At 41.9% G+C, this 20125-nt stretch carries 22 protein-coding genes; all 22 read left to right on the top strand.

Going from position 1 to position 20125, the window contains the following annotated elements; genetic code table 11:
• Nucleotides 1–10 precede the first annotated feature (10 nt).
• Nucleotides 11–2263, top strand: coding sequence for an LTA synthase family protein (locus tag ACGG81_RS10710; protein ID WP_120105255.1), 2253 nt, complete (start codon nt 11–13; stop codon nt 2261–2263).
• A 12-nt stretch (nt 2264–2275) separates the two neighbouring features.
• Nucleotides 2276–3574, top strand: a complete 1299-nt coding sequence (locus ACGG81_RS10705; RefSeq protein ID WP_016438314.1) for a folylpolyglutamate synthase/dihydrofolate synthase family protein — start codon at nt 2276–2278, stop codon at nt 3572–3574.
• Entirely contained in the window at nt 3568–3702 is a 135-nt protein-coding gene (locus tag ACGG81_RS10700) for a hypothetical protein (protein ID WP_008974839.1), read from the top strand. The genes ACGG81_RS10705 and ACGG81_RS10700 overlap by 7 nt, the downstream gene beginning before the upstream one ends.
• Nucleotides 3703–3724: 22 nt before the next feature.
• Complete coding sequence (locus ACGG81_RS10695; RefSeq protein WP_390108267.1) at nt 3725–5230, top strand: tetratricopeptide repeat protein; 1506 nt, start codon at nt 3725–3727, stop codon at nt 5228–5230.
• Between the two features lie 88 nt (nt 5231–5318).
• Nucleotides 5319–5633 (top strand): anti-sigma factor antagonist, encoded by a 315-nt coding sequence (locus ACGG81_RS10690; RefSeq protein ID WP_008974841.1) that lies wholly within the window; start codon nt 5319–5321, stop codon nt 5631–5633.
• A complete protein-coding gene (spoIIAB, locus tag ACGG81_RS10685) occupies nt 5633–6088 on the top strand; it encodes an anti-sigma F factor (protein WP_009262453.1) in 456 nt (151 codons plus the stop codon). Before ACGG81_RS10690 ends, spoIIAB begins: the two co-directional genes overlap by 1 nt.
• Complete coding sequence (gene sigF, locus ACGG81_RS10680; protein ID WP_390108265.1) at nt 6067–6789, top strand: RNA polymerase sporulation sigma factor SigF; 723 nt, start codon at nt 6067–6069, stop codon at nt 6787–6789. The genes spoIIAB and sigF overlap by 22 nt, the downstream gene beginning before the upstream one ends.
• A 205-nt stretch (nt 6790–6994) precedes the next feature.
• A complete protein-coding gene (locus ACGG81_RS10675) occupies nt 6995–7183 on the top strand; it encodes a hypothetical protein (protein WP_120091070.1) in 189 nt (62 codons plus the stop codon).
• The gene (locus ACGG81_RS10670; protein WP_009262450.1) at nt 7153–7788 is read left to right on the top strand and encodes a stage V sporulation protein AA; all 636 of its coding nucleotides are present in this window, start codon (nt 7153–7155) and stop codon (nt 7786–7788) included. Before ACGG81_RS10675 ends, ACGG81_RS10670 begins: the two co-directional genes overlap by 31 nt.
• 44 nt (nt 7789–7832) lie before the next feature.
• A complete protein-coding gene (locus ACGG81_RS10665; RefSeq protein ID WP_390108262.1) occupies nt 7833–8252 on the top strand; it encodes a stage V sporulation protein AB in 420 nt (139 codons plus the stop codon).
• Between the two features lie 65 nt (nt 8253–8317).
• Nucleotides 8318–8791, top strand: coding sequence for a SpoVA/SpoVAEb family sporulation membrane protein (locus tag ACGG81_RS10660; RefSeq protein ID WP_390108259.1), 474 nt, complete (start codon nt 8318–8320; stop codon nt 8789–8791).
• Nucleotides 8788–9798: a stage V sporulation protein AD gene (locus tag ACGG81_RS10655; RefSeq protein ID WP_016438317.1), complete on the top strand. Its 1011-nt coding sequence runs from the start codon at nt 8788–8790 to the stop codon at nt 9796–9798. Before ACGG81_RS10660 ends, ACGG81_RS10655 begins: the two co-directional genes overlap by 4 nt.
• Before the next feature lie 35 nt (nt 9799–9833).
• Nucleotides 9834–10190 (top strand): stage V sporulation protein AE, encoded by a 357-nt coding sequence (spoVAE, locus tag ACGG81_RS10650; protein ID WP_390108256.1) that lies wholly within the window; start codon nt 9834–9836, stop codon nt 10188–10190.
• Between the two features lie 90 nt (nt 10191–10280).
• Complete coding sequence (locus tag ACGG81_RS10645; RefSeq protein ID WP_009262447.1) at nt 10281–11921, top strand: Na/Pi cotransporter family protein; 1641 nt, start codon at nt 10281–10283, stop codon at nt 11919–11921.
• Between the two features lie 488 nt (nt 11922–12409).
• On the top strand, nt 12410–13225 hold the full coding sequence (locus ACGG81_RS10640) for an ABC transporter ATP-binding protein (RefSeq protein WP_009262446.1): 816 nt from the start codon (nt 12410–12412) through the stop codon (nt 13223–13225).
• Entirely contained in the window at nt 13222–14769 is a 1548-nt protein-coding gene (locus tag ACGG81_RS10635; protein ID WP_390108253.1) for a COG1361 S-layer family protein, read from the top strand. Before ACGG81_RS10640 ends, ACGG81_RS10635 begins: the two co-directional genes overlap by 4 nt.
• Nucleotides 14738–16171: an ABC transporter permease gene (locus ACGG81_RS10630; RefSeq protein WP_390108250.1), complete on the top strand. Its 1434-nt coding sequence runs from the start codon at nt 14738–14740 to the stop codon at nt 16169–16171. Before ACGG81_RS10635 ends, ACGG81_RS10630 begins: the two co-directional genes overlap by 32 nt.
• A 159-nt stretch (nt 16172–16330) precedes the next feature.
• Nucleotides 16331–16843, top strand: coding sequence for a cysteine hydrolase family protein (locus ACGG81_RS10625; RefSeq protein WP_016438319.1), 513 nt, complete (start codon nt 16331–16333; stop codon nt 16841–16843).
• Nucleotides 16844–16871: 28 nt separating this feature from the next.
• On the top strand, nt 16872–17135 hold the full coding sequence (locus ACGG81_RS10620; RefSeq protein ID WP_008974855.1) for a hypothetical protein: 264 nt from the start codon (nt 16872–16874) through the stop codon (nt 17133–17135).
• A gap of 166 nt (nt 17136–17301) precedes the next feature.
• Nucleotides 17302–17958, top strand: a complete 657-nt coding sequence (locus ACGG81_RS10615) for a GTP pyrophosphokinase family protein (protein WP_119987652.1) — start codon at nt 17302–17304, stop codon at nt 17956–17958.
• 136 nt (nt 17959–18094) lie between these two features.
• Entirely contained in the window at nt 18095–18976 is an 882-nt protein-coding gene (locus tag ACGG81_RS10610; protein ID WP_119987655.1) for a YitT family protein, read from the top strand.
• A 189-nt stretch (nt 18977–19165) separates the two neighbouring features.
• Nucleotides 19166–20092: a substrate-binding domain-containing protein gene (locus tag ACGG81_RS10605; protein WP_119987658.1), complete on the top strand. Its 927-nt coding sequence runs from the start codon at nt 19166–19168 to the stop codon at nt 20090–20092.
• Nucleotides 20093–20125 lie beyond the last annotated feature (33 nt).

Genomic DNA, 20125 nt, shown 5'->3' with positions numbered 1-20125 from the left:
AGAGGTGACAATGAAACGGATTCATATCAAACGCCCCGATATAAAGGGTGGCATACAAAGGGTGAAAAATTTAAAGCCGGAAGACATTAAGAAGTATTGGAAGAAGAGAAAAGAGAGAAGGGAACAGATTTTAGAGAAGAGACGCAACAGCCCGCTGGCGAAAAAGCTGGCACCGTGTTATAAGTTCATGAATCAGTTTTCGCTTGTATTTCATGCACTTTTGGCATGCTTTTTGAACCTGGTCATTGAATGTATTTCCCGACATTCGCTTGTACAGGGGTGGAATTATATGGTTGAGACACCAAAAGTGTTCTTATATAATTCATTTTTGATCTTTATTACGTTTTCTGTTGTTTATCTCGTAAGAAGACGTATTTTTGCCAGAATTCTTTTAAGTGTATTCTGGATCGGTCTTGGGGTGACAAACGGATACATGCTTATGAAACGTGTCACTCCGTTTAATGCACAGGACTTAAAAGTTGCCGGTGATGCGGTGACCTTGATCAATTCTTATTTTAACGGAATTGAACTTGTTGCGGTGATCGTTGGTGTGGCAGCGGTTGTTGTATGGGTCATTTCCATGTGGAAGCGTGGCGGACAGTATGCTGGAAAAATGAGAAGAGTGCTTGCGCTGACCGGAGTGGTAATCTGGTTTGGACTATTTTTTGTCGTGACAGATATAGCACTTGATAAGCGAGTGATTTCCAATTATTTTGGAAATATTGCTTTTGCCTATGAAGATTATGGATTTCCATACTGTTTTATGTCGAGTGTGTTTAATACCGGAATTTCACAGCCGAATGGCTACAGCGAGGAAATGATCGCTCAGATCAGTGAGAACGGTGCGATCACAGAGGCCAAGACCGGAAGAAAAGAGATGCCAAATATTCTCTTTATCCAGCTGGAATCGTTCTTTGATACAAGTGAGGTAGAATTTTTGCAGACATCACAGGATCCACTTCCAACGTTCAGAGCGCTTTCTGAGAAATATTCGTCAGGGTATTTCAAAGTGCCATCGGTGGGAGCTGGAACGGCCAACACAGAGTTTGAAGTTCTGACCGGAATGAACTTGCGATATTTTGGACCAGGGGAGTATCCGTATAAGACAATATTAAAAAAAGAAACCGCAGAGAGTGCAGCAACTGCGCTGAAACGATTTGGTTACGGCGCACATGCGCTTCACAACAACGGAGGAAATTTTTACAGCCGTTCAACGGTATTTAATAATATCGGGTTTGACAGTTACACGAGTAAGGAATTTATGAATATTCTTCAGCTTACCGAGAATGGGTGGGCGAAGGATGATATCCTCACAGAACATATCATGAACGCAATGGATTCGACAGAACAGCAGGATTTCGTATTTGGGATCACAGTACAAAGTCATGGCGATTACTATGGACAGCATTTAGAAAATCCAAGGATTCAAGTGACCGGAATAGAGGATGAAGAAGTAAGAAGTGCATGGGAATATTATGTCAATCAAATCTATGAAGTCGATCAGTTTATCGGAGATCTTGTGCAGGCGTTGGAAGATAGAAAGGAACCAACCGTTCTAGTCCTATATGGAGATCATCTGCCAACACTCGGACTGAAATCTGAAGATCTGAAGGGAAGGTATCTGTACAATACAAACTATGTTGTATGGGATAATATCGGGTTGGAAAAACAGGATCGAAATATTGCATCTTATCAGATCATGGCGGATGTTTTTGAGAAGTTGGATATTCATTCCGGAACAATATTCAATTATCACCAGAAGAGAAGGCAGACGAAGAACTACTTACTCGATCTGGAGATGCTGCAGTATGATATTCTCTATGGAGAGAAGTATGTGTACGGAGGGAAAAATCCAGTGCCGGAAGGACACATGCAGATGGGAATTAAGGATGTCGTGCTGACAGATCTGATCACGCAGCTTGACGGAACATATAGCCTCTATGGCGAGAATTTTACTAAAAATAGTAGAGTCTATGTCAATGGCGAGAAGAAGAGTTCTAAATTTTTGAATAATACGAGGATCGAACTGCAGGAGACAGAGCTGAAGGAAGGAGATATCATCACGATCATTCAGATGGGATCAAGTAATACGGTCTTTCGGACTTCTGCGGAATACATTTACCGCGGTGGCAAGATAGAAGAGTTGACAGAAGAATTGAAGCTTCAGCTGGAAGAGGAAGAAAAAAAGGCAGAAGATGTAAAGACAGTGACAGAAGAAACAAAAGATGCGGCAGACGATTCGTCTGAAACACCGCAGAAATAATGGAGAAGACAAGTGAATTATCAGGAAAGTGTGAAATATATTTTAGACATTCCAAAATTCACAGTGAAGAATCATCTGACACATACAAAAGAGTTCCTATTAAGACTTGGAAATCCGCAGGTCGGTAGGAAAGTAATTCATGTGGCAGGGACAAATGGAAAGGGCTCTGTATGTGCATACATACAGGCTCTTTTGCTTGCGGAGAAAAAGAGGACAGGATTTTTCAGTTCTCCCCATCTTGTGAAGATCAATGAGCGGATCAGAATAAATGGGGAAGAGATAGACGATGAAACATTTCTTGCTGTTTTTCAGAAAGTAAAAACTACTGTGGATGAGATGGAAAAAGACGGGCTGGCACATCCGACTTTTTTTGAATTTTTGTTTGGAATGGCGATGACTGCTTTTGCGATGGCAGACATGGAGTACATTGTGCTGGAGACAGGGCTCGGTGGCAGGTTGGATGCCACGAATGCAATCGATGATCCGGTATTGACTGTGATCACAGCAGTCGGAATGGATCATATGGAGATACTGGGAGATACGATAGAAAAAATTGCAGCAGAAAAGGGCGGGATCATCAAAAGACAGGTTCCGCTTGTGTTCGATGGGAATAATGTGCAGGCAGCAGCTGTTTTCCGACAAATTGCGGAAAATTGTGGTGCACCTTGTAGAAAAATCACGAAAGATGCGTACGAAATTCAGGAAATCACAGAGAAATATATTGCATTTTCAAAACGAAGTGCGTATGATGAAGATACTACATGGAGGCTTTCCAATACTGGATGTTATCAGGTGGACAATGCACTGCTTGCACTGGAGGCTGTGCAGCTTCTTCTTCCAAAAAGACATCTGAAACTATGGAAGGATACGCTGTTTCATGTGAAATGGCCGGGAAGAATGGAGGAAATCCTCCCGGGAGTCTACATAGACGGAGCACATAACGAGAATGCAGTAGAGCGGTTTGTCGAGACGGTGAAGCGAAGACCTGTCCACGGTGGACGGACTGTGATTCTGTTTTCAGCAGTCAAAGAGAAAGAGTACGAGAAGATGATCGCAGAACTATGCCAGAATTTATCAGTGGACAGTTATGTGATCACGACCGTGGAAAGTACACGAAAAGTCGATGCGGGTGAACTTGCCCGGATCGTTCGAAAATATACAGACAGTGAAGTGACTGTCCGGGAACAATTAGAAGAGGCATGGGCGGAGATGATGAAACAAAAAGGAGAAGACGGTATTGCCTACTGCCTGGGCTCACTCTACCTTGTAGGTATGATCAAAGAGCTTGTGAAGGGAGAACCAGAATGTTAGATTATGAAGAGGAATTAAAGAAATTTAAACCTAGCCTGGAAGTAGATGACATAGAGGAGGCAGTGTATCAGGAAGACTTGTCTGATATGACTGATATTCTGCGGGAGATGCTCAGTCAGGCGAAATAGCAGAAAGATACGGTGGAATTGCATGGAGTATACGGAGAAAATATTACATCAGTCAAATTACTGGTATAATGATGGACTGAGAAAAGCAAAAATAAGGGACATATCGGGCGCCGTTCAGTCATTAAAGCGGAGCCTTCAGTATAACAGGGAGAACATCCCTGCAAGGAACCTTCTGGGGCTTGTTTATTATGAAAGAGGAGAGATTGCGGAGGCAATCGTAGAGTGGATCCTCAGTCAGAATTTTCAAAAATCAGACAATCTGGCGGGATACTTTATCAGAGAAATCCAGAAAGATAAAAAAACATTAGAAGAAATTGACAGAGCAGTGCAGATGTATAATCAATGCCTCGTTTACTGTGATCAGGGTGCGGAAGATCTGGCGGTGATTCAACTGAAGAAGGCGGTGCAGATACATCCGTCTTATCTGAAAGCATATCAGCTTTTGGCGCTATTGTATTTAAAAACAGGTCAGTACCAGAAAGCAAAACAGGTGTTGAAGCGGGCACATCGTCTCGACACGACAAATGAGACAACCTTGAAATATATGCATGAGTTGTCCGAACTCAGAGAAACGCAAGGCACGAAAGGAAGAGAACAGAAGACTTATGAGATTGGGAATGACACGGTCATTCAGCCGGCGGTCTCTCCGCTGAAAGAGAATGCAGGATTCCTTACCATTCTGAATATTGTCATAGGAATTTTACTAGGAGCAGCCGTTGTATGGTTTCTCATTGTTCCGGCGGTCAATGAAGTAAAATCCAATCGAAGCAACAAATCGGTGCTGGCATTTAAAGAGGAGATCAATTCCAAAGATGCGCAGATCAGCGCGATGAAAAAGGAATTAGAGACCATTAGAAATTCTTCCGATGAGAACGAGGCGGCAACGGCTGCTGCACTGGCGGCAAAAGACAGCTATGAGAAGCTTTTGACGGTCAAGGAGCACTATAACTCCGGGCAGTATGCTTACGCCACACTTGCAAAAGAACTTTTGGAAGTGCAGAAAGATTCCCTTGGAGATCAGGGAAAAGTTCAGTATCAGGCGATTGCCGATGAAGTGTATCCGAGCATCTGTGCAGAACATTACAGTAGTGCAAAGCAAAGCTATCAGCAGGGAGATTATCCAAAAGCGATCACACTTTTGGAGGAACTGATCCGGATGGATGGGCATTACAAAGATGGAGAGGCACTGCTGTTACTTGGAGACTCTTATCTGTTGAACAATGAGAAAGATAAGGCTGAGGCAATATACAAGCAGATCATCGAGGCATATCCGAAAACAGATGTTGCAAAGAGAGCAGAAGAGGCACAAAAAGGAACCCCGGCAAATCCTCAGGGGGCTGGTACGGAAGAGAGTGTGGATTCCGGACAGTCAGGAGCGGATGTGTATAATGATTATGGCAGTGTTTATGGGGATACTGCCGGAAGCGATACAGAAGATTACCAAGGACAAGGGGATCAGGATGTATATGACAATTATCAGGAAACAGAAGAATCCTATGGAGATGTAACTTACGAGGAATATCAATAGAAATAGAAGTACGAAAGAAAAGGAGATACACAAAGAGCGTGTATGTCCTTTTTTTTCGATTTATAGGCTACGAAAACAGGAGGGTTATATGGAGTATCAGATTGAAGAAAACAGTCTTACAATTTTTCTTCCCGCAGAGTTAGACCACTGCAATGCGGAGCAAGTGAGAAAGAGGGCAGATATGCTGATTGAGCATAACCATATTAAATATGTTATTTTTGACTTTGCGAACACGAATTTTATGGATAGTTCGGGAATTGGAGTCCTTATGGGAAGATATAAGCTGGTCTATTTAGTTGGCGGCGAAGTCTGGGCAGTAAATGCAAATGAGCGGATCAGAAAAATATTAAAAATGTCAGGTGTGACGAAAATAATCCAGATGTTTGAGGAGGAAAAACAATGATGAAGAACACAAATGAAATGGAACTGGTATTTGACAGCAGACCCGTCAATGAAGGATTTGCACGTGTGTCTGTTGCAGCATTTATGACACAGCTCAATCCGACTTTGGAGGAAGTATCAGATGTAAAGACTGCGGTCTCAGAGGCAGTCACGAATGCGCTGATCCATGGGTATGATGGAAAAGTGAAGAAAATTATGATTCGATGCTGGATTGAAGGGCAGACACTCTATGTAGAAATTAGAGATGAAGGAAAAGGAATTGAAAATGTCGAAAAGGCAATGGAACCGTTATTTACGACAAGACCAGAACTTGACCGGTCAGGAATGGGATTTGCATTTATGGAAGCCTTTATGGACAATGTGTATGTAGAATCCGAACTGGGGAAGGGGACGTTGGTCCGAATGAAAAAGACTATCGGGAAAGGCAGGGAGCTATGGACCACACAATCGCTTTAATTCAAAGATCACACGATGGAGATGAGAAAGCGAGAGAACAATTAGTGGAGGAAAATACAGGGCTTGTATGGTGTATTGTGAAGCGGTTCTTTGGAAGGGGAACGGACAGTGAAGATTTGTTTCAGATTGGAAGTATCGGACTTTTGAAAGCAATTGATAAATTTGATCTGAATTATGATGTGAAATTTTCGACTTATGCAGTGCCTATGATTTCAGGGGAGATTCGGAGATTCCTAAGAGATGATGGGATGATTAAAGTGAGCCGGTCATTAAAGGAGACAGCATACAAAGCATTTCTGGCAAGGGAGCGTCTTCAAAAAAAATATAACCGAGAGCCGACAATGGAAGAACTGGCAGCGGAGTTGGAGGTGGAGAAGGAAGAACTTGCGATGGCGCTTGATGCGAGCGGGGAAGTGGAATCGCTGCACAAACCGATTTATCAGAAAGATGGAAATGAGATTCAGCTTCTTGATAAGCTAGAGGAAGAGGAAGGGCAGGAAGAAACGATACTGAATCATATGCTGATACGTCAGCTTCTCGAGGAGCTTGATAGAGAGGAACGACAGTTGATCTATTTGCGGTACTTTGCAAATCAAACACAGTCAGAGATTGGAAAAAAACTTGGAATTTCCCAAGTGCAGGTGTCAAGGCTTGAAAAGAAGATTCTAAAAAATATGAGGACAAAAATGCAGACAGGATGAGTCTGGGCGATTGGTATGCCGGGAGAAAAAATAAGAAATTTGAGGAGGGAGCAGTTCAGAATGAGAGCAGCTTCCTCTTTTTATTAAGTTTTCCTGAAGAGTATAGGTTTGCCAAATGCGGAAATAATAGGAATAAGCAATCTCTGGCAGAACAGGTAAGCATCAGCTCTGTGAGGCAGAGAAGTATCAGAAAGGTGGTGCAAAAATGGACAATGCAAGAAAGAAAATCTGGATCTGTCTGCTCTGCGCTGTTGCGGTGGCGATAGTTGTCGGGCTCTGCTATTATGTTACGGATGTGCGGGAGACAGAATTATCTGGGGAAGGAACGCTTGTAAGAATGGAAAGATCGGAGATGGGCAGCACATGGCAGCAACAAACAAAAAATTATATATAAAGGCAGACCGCAGTATTGAATTGACAAAACAGGAAGTGACGCTGGGAGATGTTCTTTCGATGGAGTGTACGGACCAAACCATTGTGACAAGATTGAAGACAGAACGACTTCTGAAAATGCCGGAACAGGGACAGAACCGGTTTGTATTTTCTATTTTAAAGGTTATTGAGCAGATTCACAGGGTATATCCGGGATTGGATATTGAAAATCTTGGTGAGACAGAATTTATTGTTACTTATGAAAAGCAAAAGACTCCAGGAAAGGCGGTACATTTTCTGAAGACGGTGGGAGTTGTGATGATTACATTTCTAGGCTCAGCCTTTTCAATTATGGCATTTAACAATGATGTGGATGTGGGGAAAATGTTTGGGCAGGTTTATGAGCAGCTCACGGGGGTGCCGTCAAGTGGATTTACACTGTTGGAAGTCTGTTACAGCATTGGTCTGATTATTGGTATTCTTGTGTTCTTTAATCATTTTGCCGGTAAAAGATTCTCGGTCGATCCAACACCGATGGAGGTGGAAATGAGACTTTATGAGAATGATATTCAGACAACATTGGTACAAAATTATGAGAGAAAGAAAAAAGAAATTGATGTTAAGTAAGTAGGAAAAGCTATGAGGGAACAAAAAAGAAAGAGAGAAACGTCATGTGGATCAAACAGATGATACTTGTGGTACTTGGACTTAGCGCAGGGGTTGCGGTGGCAGGAGGATTGTTTTCATTTATCGTAGGTCTCGGAGTGGTATCTGAATTTGCAGATCGTACACATACCGGAGATTGCGTGCTTCTTTATGAAGAATCCATCGCACTTGGAGGAATCTTTGGCAATCTGTTCTATTTATTTCCGGTCACAATTCCTTATGGGCAGATACTTGTTCCGATTTTCGGTATATTTGGGGGGATTTTTGTAGGGTGCTGGGCAATGACTTTGGCAGAAATTTTGAATATTTTCCCAATTTTTATCAGACGAGTGAAGCTTCTCCGGGCAGTTCCTTATATTATTGCGGGAATAGCATTTGGAAAAGGAATTGGTTCGCTGATTTATTTCTGGAAAGGCTGGGGATAATAGATGAGAAAAAGAAAGAAAACAAACAGATAGATTCAGAATAAAACGAAAAGAAAGGGAAGGACATGGACGAACAAGAAAAGAAAAAAAAGAAGGAAAAGGCATATCAGGATTATGTCAAAACAAAGACACCAGTGCACAACGTCTATCTGAATATGGCAAAAGCATTTGTGACAGGCGGAACCATCTGTGTGATCGGGCAGTTTTTTATGAATTTCTGTAAAAATGCAGGATGCACAGAAGAAATCAGCGGAACATGGACATCACTCATGTTAGTTTTGCTCAGTGTACTTCTCACCGGATGGAATTTGTATCCGGGGATTGCAAAATGGGGAGGCGCAGGGGCGCTCGTACCGATCACCGGATTTGCCAATTCCGTGGTGGCTCCGGCAATCGAATATAAAAAAGAAGGACAGATATTTGGAATCGGATGTAAAATATTTACGATTGCAGGCCCGGTTATTTTATATGGGATTGTGACATCCTGGGGATTGGGGCTGATTTACTATCTGTTATTGAAAGTCGGGGTGATTGTATGACAATGGTAAGAGGAAGTCAGAGTATCTGTTTTCAGGAGGCGCCATATGTGATCAGCGCCGGGTCGATTGTAGGAAAAAAAGAATTTGAAGGACCGCTTGGAAACCTGTTTGATATGGCGGGGGAGGACAACCTGTTTGGAGAACAGACATGGGAAGCAGCGGAGAGCAGAATGCAGAAGGAAGCGTGCGTTCTGGCATTGGAAAAAGCAGGAATTGATGCCAAAGAGGTTCGATATTTATACGGGGGAGACTTGCTGCGGCAGGGAATTGCAACTTCCATGGGAGTGGAGGCACTTCAGATTCCTATGTTTGGACTTTATGGGGCTTGCTCTACTTCAGGGGAAGCACTTGCACTTGGATCTATGGCAGTGGCGGCGGGGTATGGAGAATACATGCTTGCGGTGACATCGAGCCACTTTGGAAGTGCAGAGAAAGAATTCCGATTTCCGCTGGCATATGCGAGTCAGAGGCCGCTGTCTGCCCATTGGACTGTAACAGGGAGCGGCGCCTTTTTAATAGGAAAGAAACGGAGTCATGTGAGAGTGTCAGGAGTAACCGTTGGAAAGATTGTTGACTATGGGCTTAAGGATTCGCAAAATATGGGAGCATGTATGGCTCCGGCGGCGTGTGATACGATTTTGCAGAATCTAAAAGATTTTGGGAGACAGGAAACCGATTATGATCGGATCATTACCGGAGATCTTGGGTATGTGGGGCAGACGATTTTGTTTGATCTTGTGAGAAAAAAGGGAAAGGATATCAAGCAGAATCATATGGATTGTGGAATGACAATCTTTGATCAGCAAAGGCAGGACACGCATGCAGGAGGAAGTGGATGCGGATGTGCGGCGGTGACACTGGCAGCATATATTCTTCCAAAGATTGAGAGCGGAGAATGGAGACGTGTGTTGTTTGTACCGACAGGGGCACTTATGTCAACGGTCAGCTTCAATGAAGGGGAAAGTGTCCCGGGCATTGCACATGGCATCGTGCTGGAACATTGTTGATGAATTAGGAATGTGTGAGAAAGAGAGGAAACATTGTGGATTATGTCAAAGCATTTTTGGTGGGAGGATTGATCTGTGCACTTGTGCAGATTTTACTTGATCGGACAAAATTAATGCCGGGGAGAGTGATGGTATTGCTCGTGTGCTCTGGCGCGGTACTTGGATTTTTAAATATTTATCAGCCAATTGTTTCTTTTGCAAAAGCGGGAGCAAGTATTCCGCTGCTCGGATTTGGAAATCTGTTATGGAAAGGAGTCAAAGAGGCAGTCCGAAAGGATGGTCTGATCGGCATTTTTACCGGAGGATTTACAGCGAGCGCTGCAGGAATTTCGGCGGCACTTGTATTTGGATACCTTGGTTCGCTTGTGTTTGAACCGAAAATGAAAAAGTAGAAAAATAGTAAAAAGATGTTGTTTTCTGTCGAATATAATGTTATGGTAAAAAGGTGAATTTAAAATGTATTAGTTATGAGGAGGAAGCCTATGGATTACACTGGCATTATTATTCCGTTTGTAGGTGGGCTTGGAATGTTCATCTACGGTATGCAGATTATGGCACAGGGACTGGAAAATGCTGCTGGCAATAAGATGAAATCTTTGCTCGAAGTTTTGACGAAGAACAAGTTTTTTGGGGTATTGCTTGGAGCATTTATTACGGCTGTGATTCAGAGTTCATCAGCTACAACTGTTATGGTTGTTGGTTTTGTAAATGCGGGAATCATGAACCTGACACAGGCAATGGGAGTTATTATGGGAGCCAACATTGGTACAACTGTCACAGGATGGCTTGTATCGAGTGTGGAATGGGCAAAGATGTTAAGCCCGGCGAATTTGGCACCAATCGCAATTATTATCGGTGTGGTGATCATGCTGACAGGAAAGAGACGTTCCACAAAGGATATTTCAAGTATCATTGTTGGATTTGGTATTTTATTTGTCGGTATTTCTACAATGTCAGGAGCAGTTTCTCCACTGAAAGAATCAGAAGCATTTTGTAATATTTTTGTGACACTTGGAAAGAATCCATTCCTTGGAATTCTTGCAGGAACAATTGTGACAGCTGTGATCCAGAGTTCTTCTGCATCTGTCGGAATCCTTCAGAGTCTTGCAGCAGCAGGACTTGTTCCGATGAGTGCAGCAGTTTATATCATTATGGGACAGAACATCGGTACATGTGTGACAGCGATGCTTTCCAGTGTTGGAGCAAAGAGAAATGCAAAGACAGCAGCATTGATGCATTTGCTGTTCAATGTAATCGGTACTGTGATTTTCAGTATTGTGGCAATTATATTCTTTACAGTTATGAATCCGGCTCTGGGAGAAAATTTGATCACCCAGACAGAGATTAGTACTGTTCATACAATCTTTAATATCGGAACAACGGTATTGCTTTTCCCGGTATCCAACTGGATTATCACATTGGCAAAGAAACTTGGCCGTGTAGAAGAGTGTACACAGGAAGACGATGTTGTATTACTGGATGACAGAATGCTTCAGACACCAGGTATTGCATTACAGTCTACCGTGACAGAGATTGTAAGAATGGGAAATATTGTTGCAGAGACATTGAAAGAATCTAAGGAAGTGCTCTTTACAAAGAGCGAAGAGACGATAAAAAGTATCAAGGAGAAAGAGTCTGTTGTAGATAAGCTTAGTGCAGGAATTACAGATTATGCTATTAAGATCACAGCGCTTCAGGTCAGTGAGAAGGAACATCAAGATGTGGCACATTTACTCCAAGTCGTATCAGATATGGAACGGATCTGTGACTACTGTGAGAACATTTCAGAGTGCGCAGAGGCGATGCGCGAGAGAAAGCTAGAATTCTCAGAAATTGCGACAGAAGAGATCAAACAGATGATGGACGTCTGTGTGGAAAGTTATCTTTACGCAAAGGAGGCATTCTTTGAGAAGAGTTCAGAGAAAGCAGTGAAAGTGATTGAGAAAGAAACACTTGCAGATGATCTGGAGGTACGTTTGAGAAATAAACATATCAAACGTCTTGCAAATAATCAGTGTAATGCAGAGACGGGTATCTTCTATTTAGATACGCTCGTTTCTATGGAGAGAATTTCAGATCATGCAAGAAATATTGCAGAAGAAATTATGAATCCGGAAAACTAAATATAAAATGAAAATAGGAGTTGCTGCAAAATAGATGAGGAATCACTATGGAGCAGTGACTCCGTTTTTATGCCACAAAATCAGAAAACGAAATCCGAAGAGTCCGCAATCTGTAGTATAATAAGATATGAGCAATAAATTAAAATACTACAAAAATCATACCGAATAAGGAGTTCTATTATTCTGAAATTATACTCAATAAAAAAGACTGGGAAGAGTATAAAAAGTGGGGCAATGAAAATTGAAAAAATATTATCAAGAGAGCTTGGAAACAGGCTCTCTTTTTTGAAACAGGAAGATATTAAACGCGTTAGTAACACGTTAGTAACAAAAGTGCCTGAAAACCCACTAAAATCGTGATATGAAATTAAGAAATTATTAAATATTTATAAATAAAAAATATTGTATGATATGGTATCATAATTTCAAGTGAGTGTAATGTTTTTCTTTTTTACAGAATTGAGAGTATTATTAGGATATGGGAGTGCATGGATGTCTGGTCATGTGGTGTGGAAGTGAAAGAAAAAACGCATGGATTTGACCGATGCAGAGAAAGGAGCAGTGAAGTGAAGAAGATCATTGAGGCGAAACACTTGTTTAAGTTGTACCGTGTAGGAGACAGTATCGTGCGTGCATTAAATGGCGTGAATTTTAGTATCTATGAAGGAGAGTTTTGTGCAATCGTCGGGACTTCCGGTTCGGGAAAGTCAACACTGTTAAATATGCTTGCAGGACTTGAAAAACCAACCAAGGGTGAGGTGATTATCAATGGCGTTCATATGGAAAAGTTAAATGAAGATGGACTTGTAAAATTCCGCAGGGAGAACGTAGGTTTTATATTTCAGTCTTTCCATTTGATCGGGACGATGAATGCAGTAGAAAATGTGGCATTGCCGCTGAGCTTCCGAGGGGTGCCAAAAAGTAAGCGGATGAAGATTGCCAATGAGATGCTTGATCTTGTCAATTTGAAAAAGCATAAAAAGCATCTGCCGAATCAAATGTCGGGCGGACAGCAGCAGCGAGTCGGAGTAGCGAGAGCTCTTGTAGTGGATCCGAAGATTATTTTTGCAGATGAACCGACAGGAAATCTGGATTCACATACGTCAGAAGAGGTGATGCGTTTGATGCAGAAAGTAGTTAAGGAGCAGAAGAAGACACTGGTAATGGTCACGCATGACAATCATCTTGCAGAGTATGCAGACAGAGTGTTCCATATTATTGACGGGGAGATTGTAAAGATCGTTGATAATCGGGAACAAGGGAAAGAAAAATCAGAAGAGAGTGGAAAGGAAAGAAAGCAATGAGAAGCAAAAAGAGATGGGCAGCATTCCTTCTCTGTGCAGCAATGGTGTTGCCTGCGGAAGTGTATGCAAAGGAACTGAATACAGAAAAGGAAATGATGACAACGGAAGAGGGGCAAACGCAGATTGGTCTGGAGATGACATCCCAGATTGAAGGAAATGAAAGCGATGTCCTTCTCTACCGGGCGGGGGAGACAAAAAATTTATTATTAAATTTCACAAACACAGGAAATACACCGTTGACTTGTGTCAACGTGACTCCGAGAGTAAAAGCAAATACAGACGCGTGGCCGTTTGAGATTGAAAACAAAAATTATACACAGACAGTGGATGCAATCGCACCTGGAGAGACAAAGGCAGTATCTTATGCATTTACTGCACGGCAGGATGTAGTATCTCGCTACTACAAATTGAAATTTGATCTGACATGTGCGGAAGGTACGATTTCGGAACAAAGTGTTTTTTTGAAAACGGATGTCAAAGAGGAAAACCAGAATCAGCAAGATCCAGGGCAGCAAAAGCCTGACCAGCAAGACCAGGGAAGTGGGGAACAAAATGGATCCGTTTCTTATCCGTACGATGCAGGCGGAGTATATAATGGAGGAGAGGTTGTATCTGGTGGAGGTGAGACAAAGACAGGAGTGCCACGTGTTATCGTGTCCGGATTTAATACAGATCCGGCAGAGATTCCTGCGGGAAGTAACTTTAATCTGATTGTACATTTACAGAATACCTCTCAGGATACGGCTGTTTCCAATATGCTCTTTGAATTCAATGCTCCGGCGGAAGGCGCGGAGTCAAGCGGAGCAGCCCCGGCATTTCTTCCGGTTTCCGGATCCAGCTCTGTCTATTTGGATCATATTCCGGCAGGAGGGACGAAAGATATTGCGATTGCTCTGAATGCACGGGCAGATTTGCTTCAAAAGCCATACAGTATTGAATTGTCCATGAAATATCAGGATGGCAATGCAACACAGTATGAGGGACATGCGGCGCTTGCAATTCCGATCAAGCAGGCGGCGAGATTTGAGTTCAGTGAGGTGGAAGTCAGCTCGCCGGAAATCGCAGTCGGTGATGAAGCGAATATTATGTGCAATATCTATAATCTTGGACGTACCAAACTTTATAATGTAAAGGCGAAATTTGAGGGGGAAGGAATCAAAGGAAAAGAAGTATTTGTAGGTCATGTGGAATCGGGATCTTCTGCGGCTATTGATGGAATGGTAACTGGGGAGAAAGAGACGACCGGAGATGGAAGAATGAAGATGATCGTGACTTATGAAGATGAGGCAGGAGCCCCATACTCGACAGAACAGGAATTCCAGCTTCTTGTGACTCCAAAACAGGAAGATGCAGGAATGGTATTTAGCCCTGAAACAGAGCAGGAAAAGAAAGGTTTTCCGATTCTGCCAGTTGGGATTGCAGTAGTAATACTTGCGGGAGGGATTGCTGCGATTATCATCGTAAAGAAGAAAAAACAAAGAAAGCTTCAAGAAGAGGAGGAGAGCTTGGCAGATGAGTTTGATAGACTTACTGAGGATGAGTAGTGGAAATTTAAAGCGCAGAAAACTCAGGACTTTTCTGACTGTTCTTGGTGTGGTGATCGGTACAGCTTCCATTGTCGTGATGATTTCACTCGGACTTGGCATGCAGAAATCCATGTATAAGCAAGTGGAGGAATCTGGTGGGATTACAAATATTGATGTCACTGGGAAGAATAATGGGGGAGGCGGTGTCATCATCAGCAGTGATATGATGCATCAGGATCAGGAGTCGGAAAAATACATTACAGATGAGGCCATCGAAGAGTTGAGCAAGATAGAACATGTGAAAATGGCGTCTCCGGTGTTGTCAATGTCAGCGATGATTCTCAAAGGAAATTATGAGGGATACATTGATTTGAGAGGAATGCGTCCGGAAGCATTGGAGGAGCAAAATATTCCACTGATAGAGGGGAGTCGTCTTCCAGAGACAAAGACATCCAATTTGGAGCTGATCATCGGTAATTTGATTCCTGAGATGCTTTATGAAAAAAATACAGGAAAAGGATATTGGGAAACCGGAAAACTGCCAGAAATCGATTACATGAAGGATTCTTTGTTCTTAATCTTAGATTCAGATGCATATTTGGCTTCAAAACAGAATGGAACAAGTTCTTTGGAACAGTCACTTGGCAAGAATGAAGGGCAGGGAGGAAACCAGGCAAGCGCAAAAGTGCCAAAAAAATATGTTGTCCATGCCAGTGGGATGGTGAAGGGAGACTTAAACACCTATAATTCACATTCTTATTATGTATATTGTGATCTGGATACGCTGATTGCTTCTCTGAAAAAAGAGTATGGAACGAAGCCGATTCCCGGGCAGCCGACGACAAAGTCTGGAAAGCCATATAAGGAATTTGTATATTCGTCCGCCTGTGTGCAGGTAGATGATATTGACTATGTAGAGGAAGTGTCAGCCAAAATTCGAGAAATGGGATATACCGCAAACAGCAATGCAGAATATTTAAAAAGCATGCAGAGTCAGTTTGCGATCATTCAGGCTGTACTTGGAGGAATTGGTGCAGTATCACTTCTTGTAGCAGCAATTGGAATTGCCAATACGATGATGATGTCAATCTATGAGAGGACTAAGGAGATCGGTGTCATCAAAGTACTTGGGTGCAGTCTGAAAAATATCAGACAGATGTTTCTGATCGAGGCAGGTTTCATCGGGCTTTTGGGAGGTGTGATTGGAAATATTTTGAGTATGCTTCTGTCATTTGGAATCAATACAATTGCCGGAAGCATGGGAAGTGCGATGGGATTTGAAGGAGACATTTCATATATTCCAATTTGGCTTATTCTGGCTTCCCTTGGATTTGCAATTTTGGTCGGGATGGCAGCAGGATATTTCCCGGCGCTGCGTGCTATGAGGTTAAGTCCGCTTGCGGCAATCCGTAACGAATAGAAAAACTGGAAGAGAGGTGTAAAAAGCCTCTCTGTTTTTAGGTATGTACAAAATTTGTTGTTTCCATTAGAAAAGGCTTGTATTTTTCAGCGGTTTATCTCAAAATAAAAGGGAAGAAAAATGGCTGAGAAAAATAAAAAATTGAAATGAGGAATGAATATGAAAAAGGCACTGATCGTTGTGGATATGCAAAATGATTTTGTAGATGGAAGTCTTGGAACAAAGGAGGCACAGGAAATCGTAGAAGCAGTGGAGAAGAAAGTAAAAGCTGCCCGGGAAATGGGGACAGAACTTCTTTTCACAAGAGATACCCACGGAGAAGATTACCTTCAGACAAAAGAGGGGAAGTCGCTTCCGGTTATCCACTGTGTCAAAGAAACAGAAGGCTGGGAGATCATAGACTGCCTGAAGCCTTATGCTGACAGAATTTTTGACAAGGAAACTTTTGGAAGCATTGCTCTGGCTGATTATGTTGCCGAGCAAGGATATGAATCCATTGAGCTTGTCGGTCTCTGCACAGATATTTGTGTTGTGTCAAATGCACTTCTTCTAAAAGCACGTCTTCCAGAGACAGACATTGTTGTGGATCGAAGCTGCTGTGCAGGAGTAACTCCAGAGAGCCACGAGGCGGCGCTGTCTACGATGCAGATGTGTCAGATCCAGATACTATAACAGTTTTTGATGGTAGGAGATGAAAGAGATGTTTCGATTATGGGGAAAGATATTTAAAGACAACCGGATGGTACGCGATACGGTCATCTGTATTGAGGAGGAAGATACGAGGACACATAAAATTTTCCGTGCATTAGATGAAATCTGTTACGAATTTGATCTGAGTAAACCAATTTGGCTGAATCATACAATCAGTGAATTTCAGAGACATGACAAGGCAAGATTTTATCAGGATAATTTTGTGGATTCCATCGACTTTGACTATCTGGAAATTCATATTATTGAGGAGTAAAGAAAAGGACAGGGTGTGCTTATCTTTCTTCTATGGAGAAAATGGGACAACATACGAAAAAGTATAAAGAATATTAAAAAATTGTGAAATTTAAGACAATTAAATCATCCTATGTTATAATAATTGTATCAAATGATTTTTCGGATACAAGGAGAGAAGGAACGTGATGAGAACAGTGGTAAAAAATTACGAGGATGTGGATAGTTGGAAGACTGTCATGTTTTTGTACAATGCCGCAATGAAAGAAGTAGGAACGAAACTGGAAATATTAAATGATGAGTTTCAGCATGTACACAAGTATAATCCAATTGAGCATATTAAATCTAGAATCAAGTCACCGGAGAGTATTGTAAAGAAGTTGAAGCGCTATGGACATGAGACATCCATTGAAAATATGGTTAAGTATGTCAATGACATTGCGGGGGTCAGACTGATCTGCTCTTTTACATCAGATATTTATCGGCTGGCAGGTATGATCGGGAATCAAAGCGATTTGAAAGTGCTGTCGATCAAGGACTATATCAAGAATCCGAAGGAGAGCGGATATAAGAGTTATCATATGCTTGTTTCTGTACCGATTTTTTTATCGGACAGTGTTGTCGATACGAAGGTTGAGATTCAGATCCGTACGATCGCGATGGATTTTTGGGCAAGTCTTGAGCATAAGATTTATTATAAATTTGAAGGGAACGCACCGGAATATATCAGCAGAGACTTAAGAGAATGTGCGGATATGGTCTCGGCGCTTGATGAGAAGATGTTATCGCTCAATGAAGCAATCAAAGTGTGCCTGCAGGAATCGGAGCGGGAGAAGGAATCGTAATAGAATCTGAAAAGAATAGCAAATAGGAGTTGGCAATCGTTCCTGGAAATGATAAAATAACTTAGAGCGTGTCAGAGAGGAGTTCGTCAGAGCACTTCCCGGCACGCTCTAAGAGTACGTTAGGAGGAAAAAAGGAATGGAGAAATTGAAGAACAAGAAAATGGCTGTACGTCTTCTCTGGGCAACATTTGGAAGTCTTCTGTTTGCTGCGGGCGTTAATATTATTATTTTACCGCTGCATTTATATAATGGAACTTTCTTAGGTATTGCTCAGTTGATCCGTACATTTCTTGTAGACTATCTGAAGATTGCCGCGCTTAGCGGGATCAATCTTGACGGTATTATTTTCTGGTTATTAAATGTACCGTTGTTTTTCATGGCATGGAAAGTACTTGGAAGGGGATTTTTCTGGTTGTCTGTCTACACGACAACAATTGAGACGTTGTTTATGACATTTATTCCGATTCCCAATACACCGATCATTGAAGACTATCTGACGGCGTGTATTATCGGAGGGCTTGTTGCTGGTGTCGGAACAGGAATGATCCTGAGAGGGGGAAGCTCCGGAGGAGGCCAAGATACACTAGGAATGGTATGTGCGAAGAAATACCCGTCATTCAGTGTTGGAAAAGTAAGTATTCTTATGAATATTTTCGTGTATGGAATCTGTTTTATGATATTTGATATAGAAATTACAGTTTACTCGTTGATCTATGCGACCGTGATGGCAATGACGTGTGACCGGGTGCATGTGCAGAACATTAGTCTCAGTGTGATGATCTTTACAAAGAAGGATGGGGTTGATCAGGCGATTATAAATGAGATGCGCCGCGGTGTGACGGAGTGGGAAGGAAAAGGTTCCTACACGAAGGAAGATTCCAAAGTATTTGTTGTTATGATTTCGAAATACGAACAGAATGAGATCACAAGAATTGTCTCAGAGATCGATCCGAATGCATTTATGATCTTTACAGAAGGTGCGAAGGCAGTCGGAAACTTTGAAAAGAGACTTTCTTAATCAAAAAAGAATATGTTTTGATATGATGAGAGGAGCGTGTCCGTAAAAAGACATGCTTCTTTTTTTGTAAAATAATTTTACACAGATTTAACAAAAGGCTGTTTTTAAATTTAACAATCGCCAAGTATAGTATCACTTGTAAACGAAAGCAGAATGAAAAATAAGACGGATTGAAGGAGAGTAAATCGTATGAAAATGAAAAAGTTTTTAGCAGTAATGGCAGTGGTATCTATGACAGCAGCAATGGCAGCAGGTTGCGGAAGCAGTGAAGAAGAAGGAAAAGCAGAAACGAATGAAAAAACGGAAGCAAGTGGAGAAACTGATACTTCATTTGACTCTGCAAATGATATTTCTGTGACATCAAGAGAAGATGGTTCAGGAACAAGAGGAGCATTCATCGAGCTGCTGGGAATTGAAGAGAAAGACGATGAAGGAAATAAAATAGATAATACAACAGAAGAGGCAAATATTACAAACAGTACATCTGTTATGATGTCAACAGTAGCAGGCAATGAGTATGCTATCGGTTATATTTCTCTGGGATCTCTTGATGACAGTGTAAAAGCTGTGAAAGTAGATGGAGCGGAAGCGACAGAAGACAATATCAAAGATGGTTCCTACAAAGTGGCAAGACCATTTAACATTGCTACAAAGGAAGAAGTAAGCGAAGTGACACAAGATTTCATCGATTACATTCTGAGTGAAGAGGGACAGGAAATCGTATCTGATAATGGATATATTTCTCTTGACGATGTGAAGCCATATGCGGGCAGCAAGCCAGAAGGAAAGATTGTTGTCGCAGGATCTTCTTCTATTTCACCGGTGATGGAGAAGTTAAAAGAAGCTTATTTAAAAGTGAACACAAGTGCAGAGATTGAGATTCAGACAAGTGATTCCACAACAGGTATGACTTCTGCAATCGATGGAATCTGTGATATTGGAATGGCGTCCAGAGAGTTGAAGGATGAAGAGAAAGAGCAGTTAAAAGCAACTGTGATCGCAACAGATGGAATTGCAGTAATCGTAAATAAAGCAAATCCGATGGATGAGCTCACAAGTGATCAGATAAAAGAAATCTATACAGGTGAAGTGCTTGCTTGGGATGAGTTAAACTAATTCAGGAATTGCTTGCAAAACAGCCTGAGAAAG

The organism is Faecalimonas umbilicata (assembly GCF_042846195.1).
Lineage (GTDB): Bacteria > Bacillota > Clostridia > Lachnospirales > Lachnospiraceae > Faecalimonas > Faecalimonas umbilicata.
This window is presented reverse-complemented; position numbering and strand designations above follow the sequence as displayed.

Coding starts and splice junctions, on each gene's coding strand:
- ACGG81_RS10710 (WP_120105255.1), top strand. CDS start 11: ATGAAACGGATTCATATCAAACGCCCCGATATAAAGGGTGGCATACAA.
- ACGG81_RS10700 (WP_008974839.1), top strand. CDS start 3,568: ATGTTAGATTATGAAGAGGAATTAAAGAAATTTAAACCTAGCCTGGAA.
- ACGG81_RS10695 (WP_390108267.1), top strand. CDS start 3,725: ATGGAGTATACGGAGAAAATATTACATCAGTCAAATTACTGGTATAAT.
- ACGG81_RS10690 (WP_008974841.1), top strand. CDS start 5,319: ATGGAGTATCAGATTGAAGAAAACAGTCTTACAATTTTTCTTCCCGCA.
- spoIIAB (WP_009262453.1), top strand. CDS start 5,633: ATGAAGAACACAAATGAAATGGAACTGGTATTTGACAGCAGACCCGTC.
- sigF (WP_390108265.1), top strand. CDS start 6,067: ATGGACCACACAATCGCTTTAATTCAAAGATCACACGATGGAGATGAG.
- ACGG81_RS10675 (WP_120091070.1), top strand. CDS start 6,995: ATGGACAATGCAAGAAAGAAAATCTGGATCTGTCTGCTCTGCGCTGTT.
- ACGG81_RS10670 (WP_009262450.1), top strand. CDS start 7,153: ATGGCAGCAACAAACAAAAAATTATATATAAAGGCAGACCGCAGTATT.
- ACGG81_RS10665 (WP_390108262.1), top strand. CDS start 7,833: ATGTGGATCAAACAGATGATACTTGTGGTACTTGGACTTAGCGCAGGG.
- ACGG81_RS10660 (WP_390108259.1), top strand. CDS start 8,318: ATGGACGAACAAGAAAAGAAAAAAAAGAAGGAAAAGGCATATCAGGAT.
- ACGG81_RS10655 (WP_016438317.1), top strand. CDS start 8,788: ATGACAATGGTAAGAGGAAGTCAGAGTATCTGTTTTCAGGAGGCGCCA.
- ACGG81_RS10645 (WP_009262447.1), top strand. CDS start 10,281: ATGGATTACACTGGCATTATTATTCCGTTTGTAGGTGGGCTTGGAATG.
- ACGG81_RS10640 (WP_009262446.1), top strand. CDS start 12,410: ATGGATGTCTGGTCATGTGGTGTGGAAGTGAAAGAAAAAACGCATGGA.
- ACGG81_RS10635 (WP_390108253.1), top strand. CDS start 13,222: ATGAGAAGCAAAAAGAGATGGGCAGCATTCCTTCTCTGTGCAGCAATG.
- ACGG81_RS10630 (WP_390108250.1), top strand. CDS start 14,738: ATGAGTTTGATAGACTTACTGAGGATGAGTAGTGGAAATTTAAAGCGC.
- ACGG81_RS10625 (WP_016438319.1), top strand. CDS start 16,331: ATGAAAAAGGCACTGATCGTTGTGGATATGCAAAATGATTTTGTAGAT.
- ACGG81_RS10620 (WP_008974855.1), top strand. CDS start 16,872: ATGTTTCGATTATGGGGAAAGATATTTAAAGACAACCGGATGGTACGC.
- ACGG81_RS10615 (WP_119987652.1), top strand. CDS start 17,302: ATGAGAACAGTGGTAAAAAATTACGAGGATGTGGATAGTTGGAAGACT.
- ACGG81_RS10610 (WP_119987655.1), top strand. CDS start 18,095: ATGGAGAAATTGAAGAACAAGAAAATGGCTGTACGTCTTCTCTGGGCA.
- ACGG81_RS10605 (WP_119987658.1), top strand. CDS start 19,166: ATGAAAATGAAAAAGTTTTTAGCAGTAATGGCAGTGGTATCTATGACA.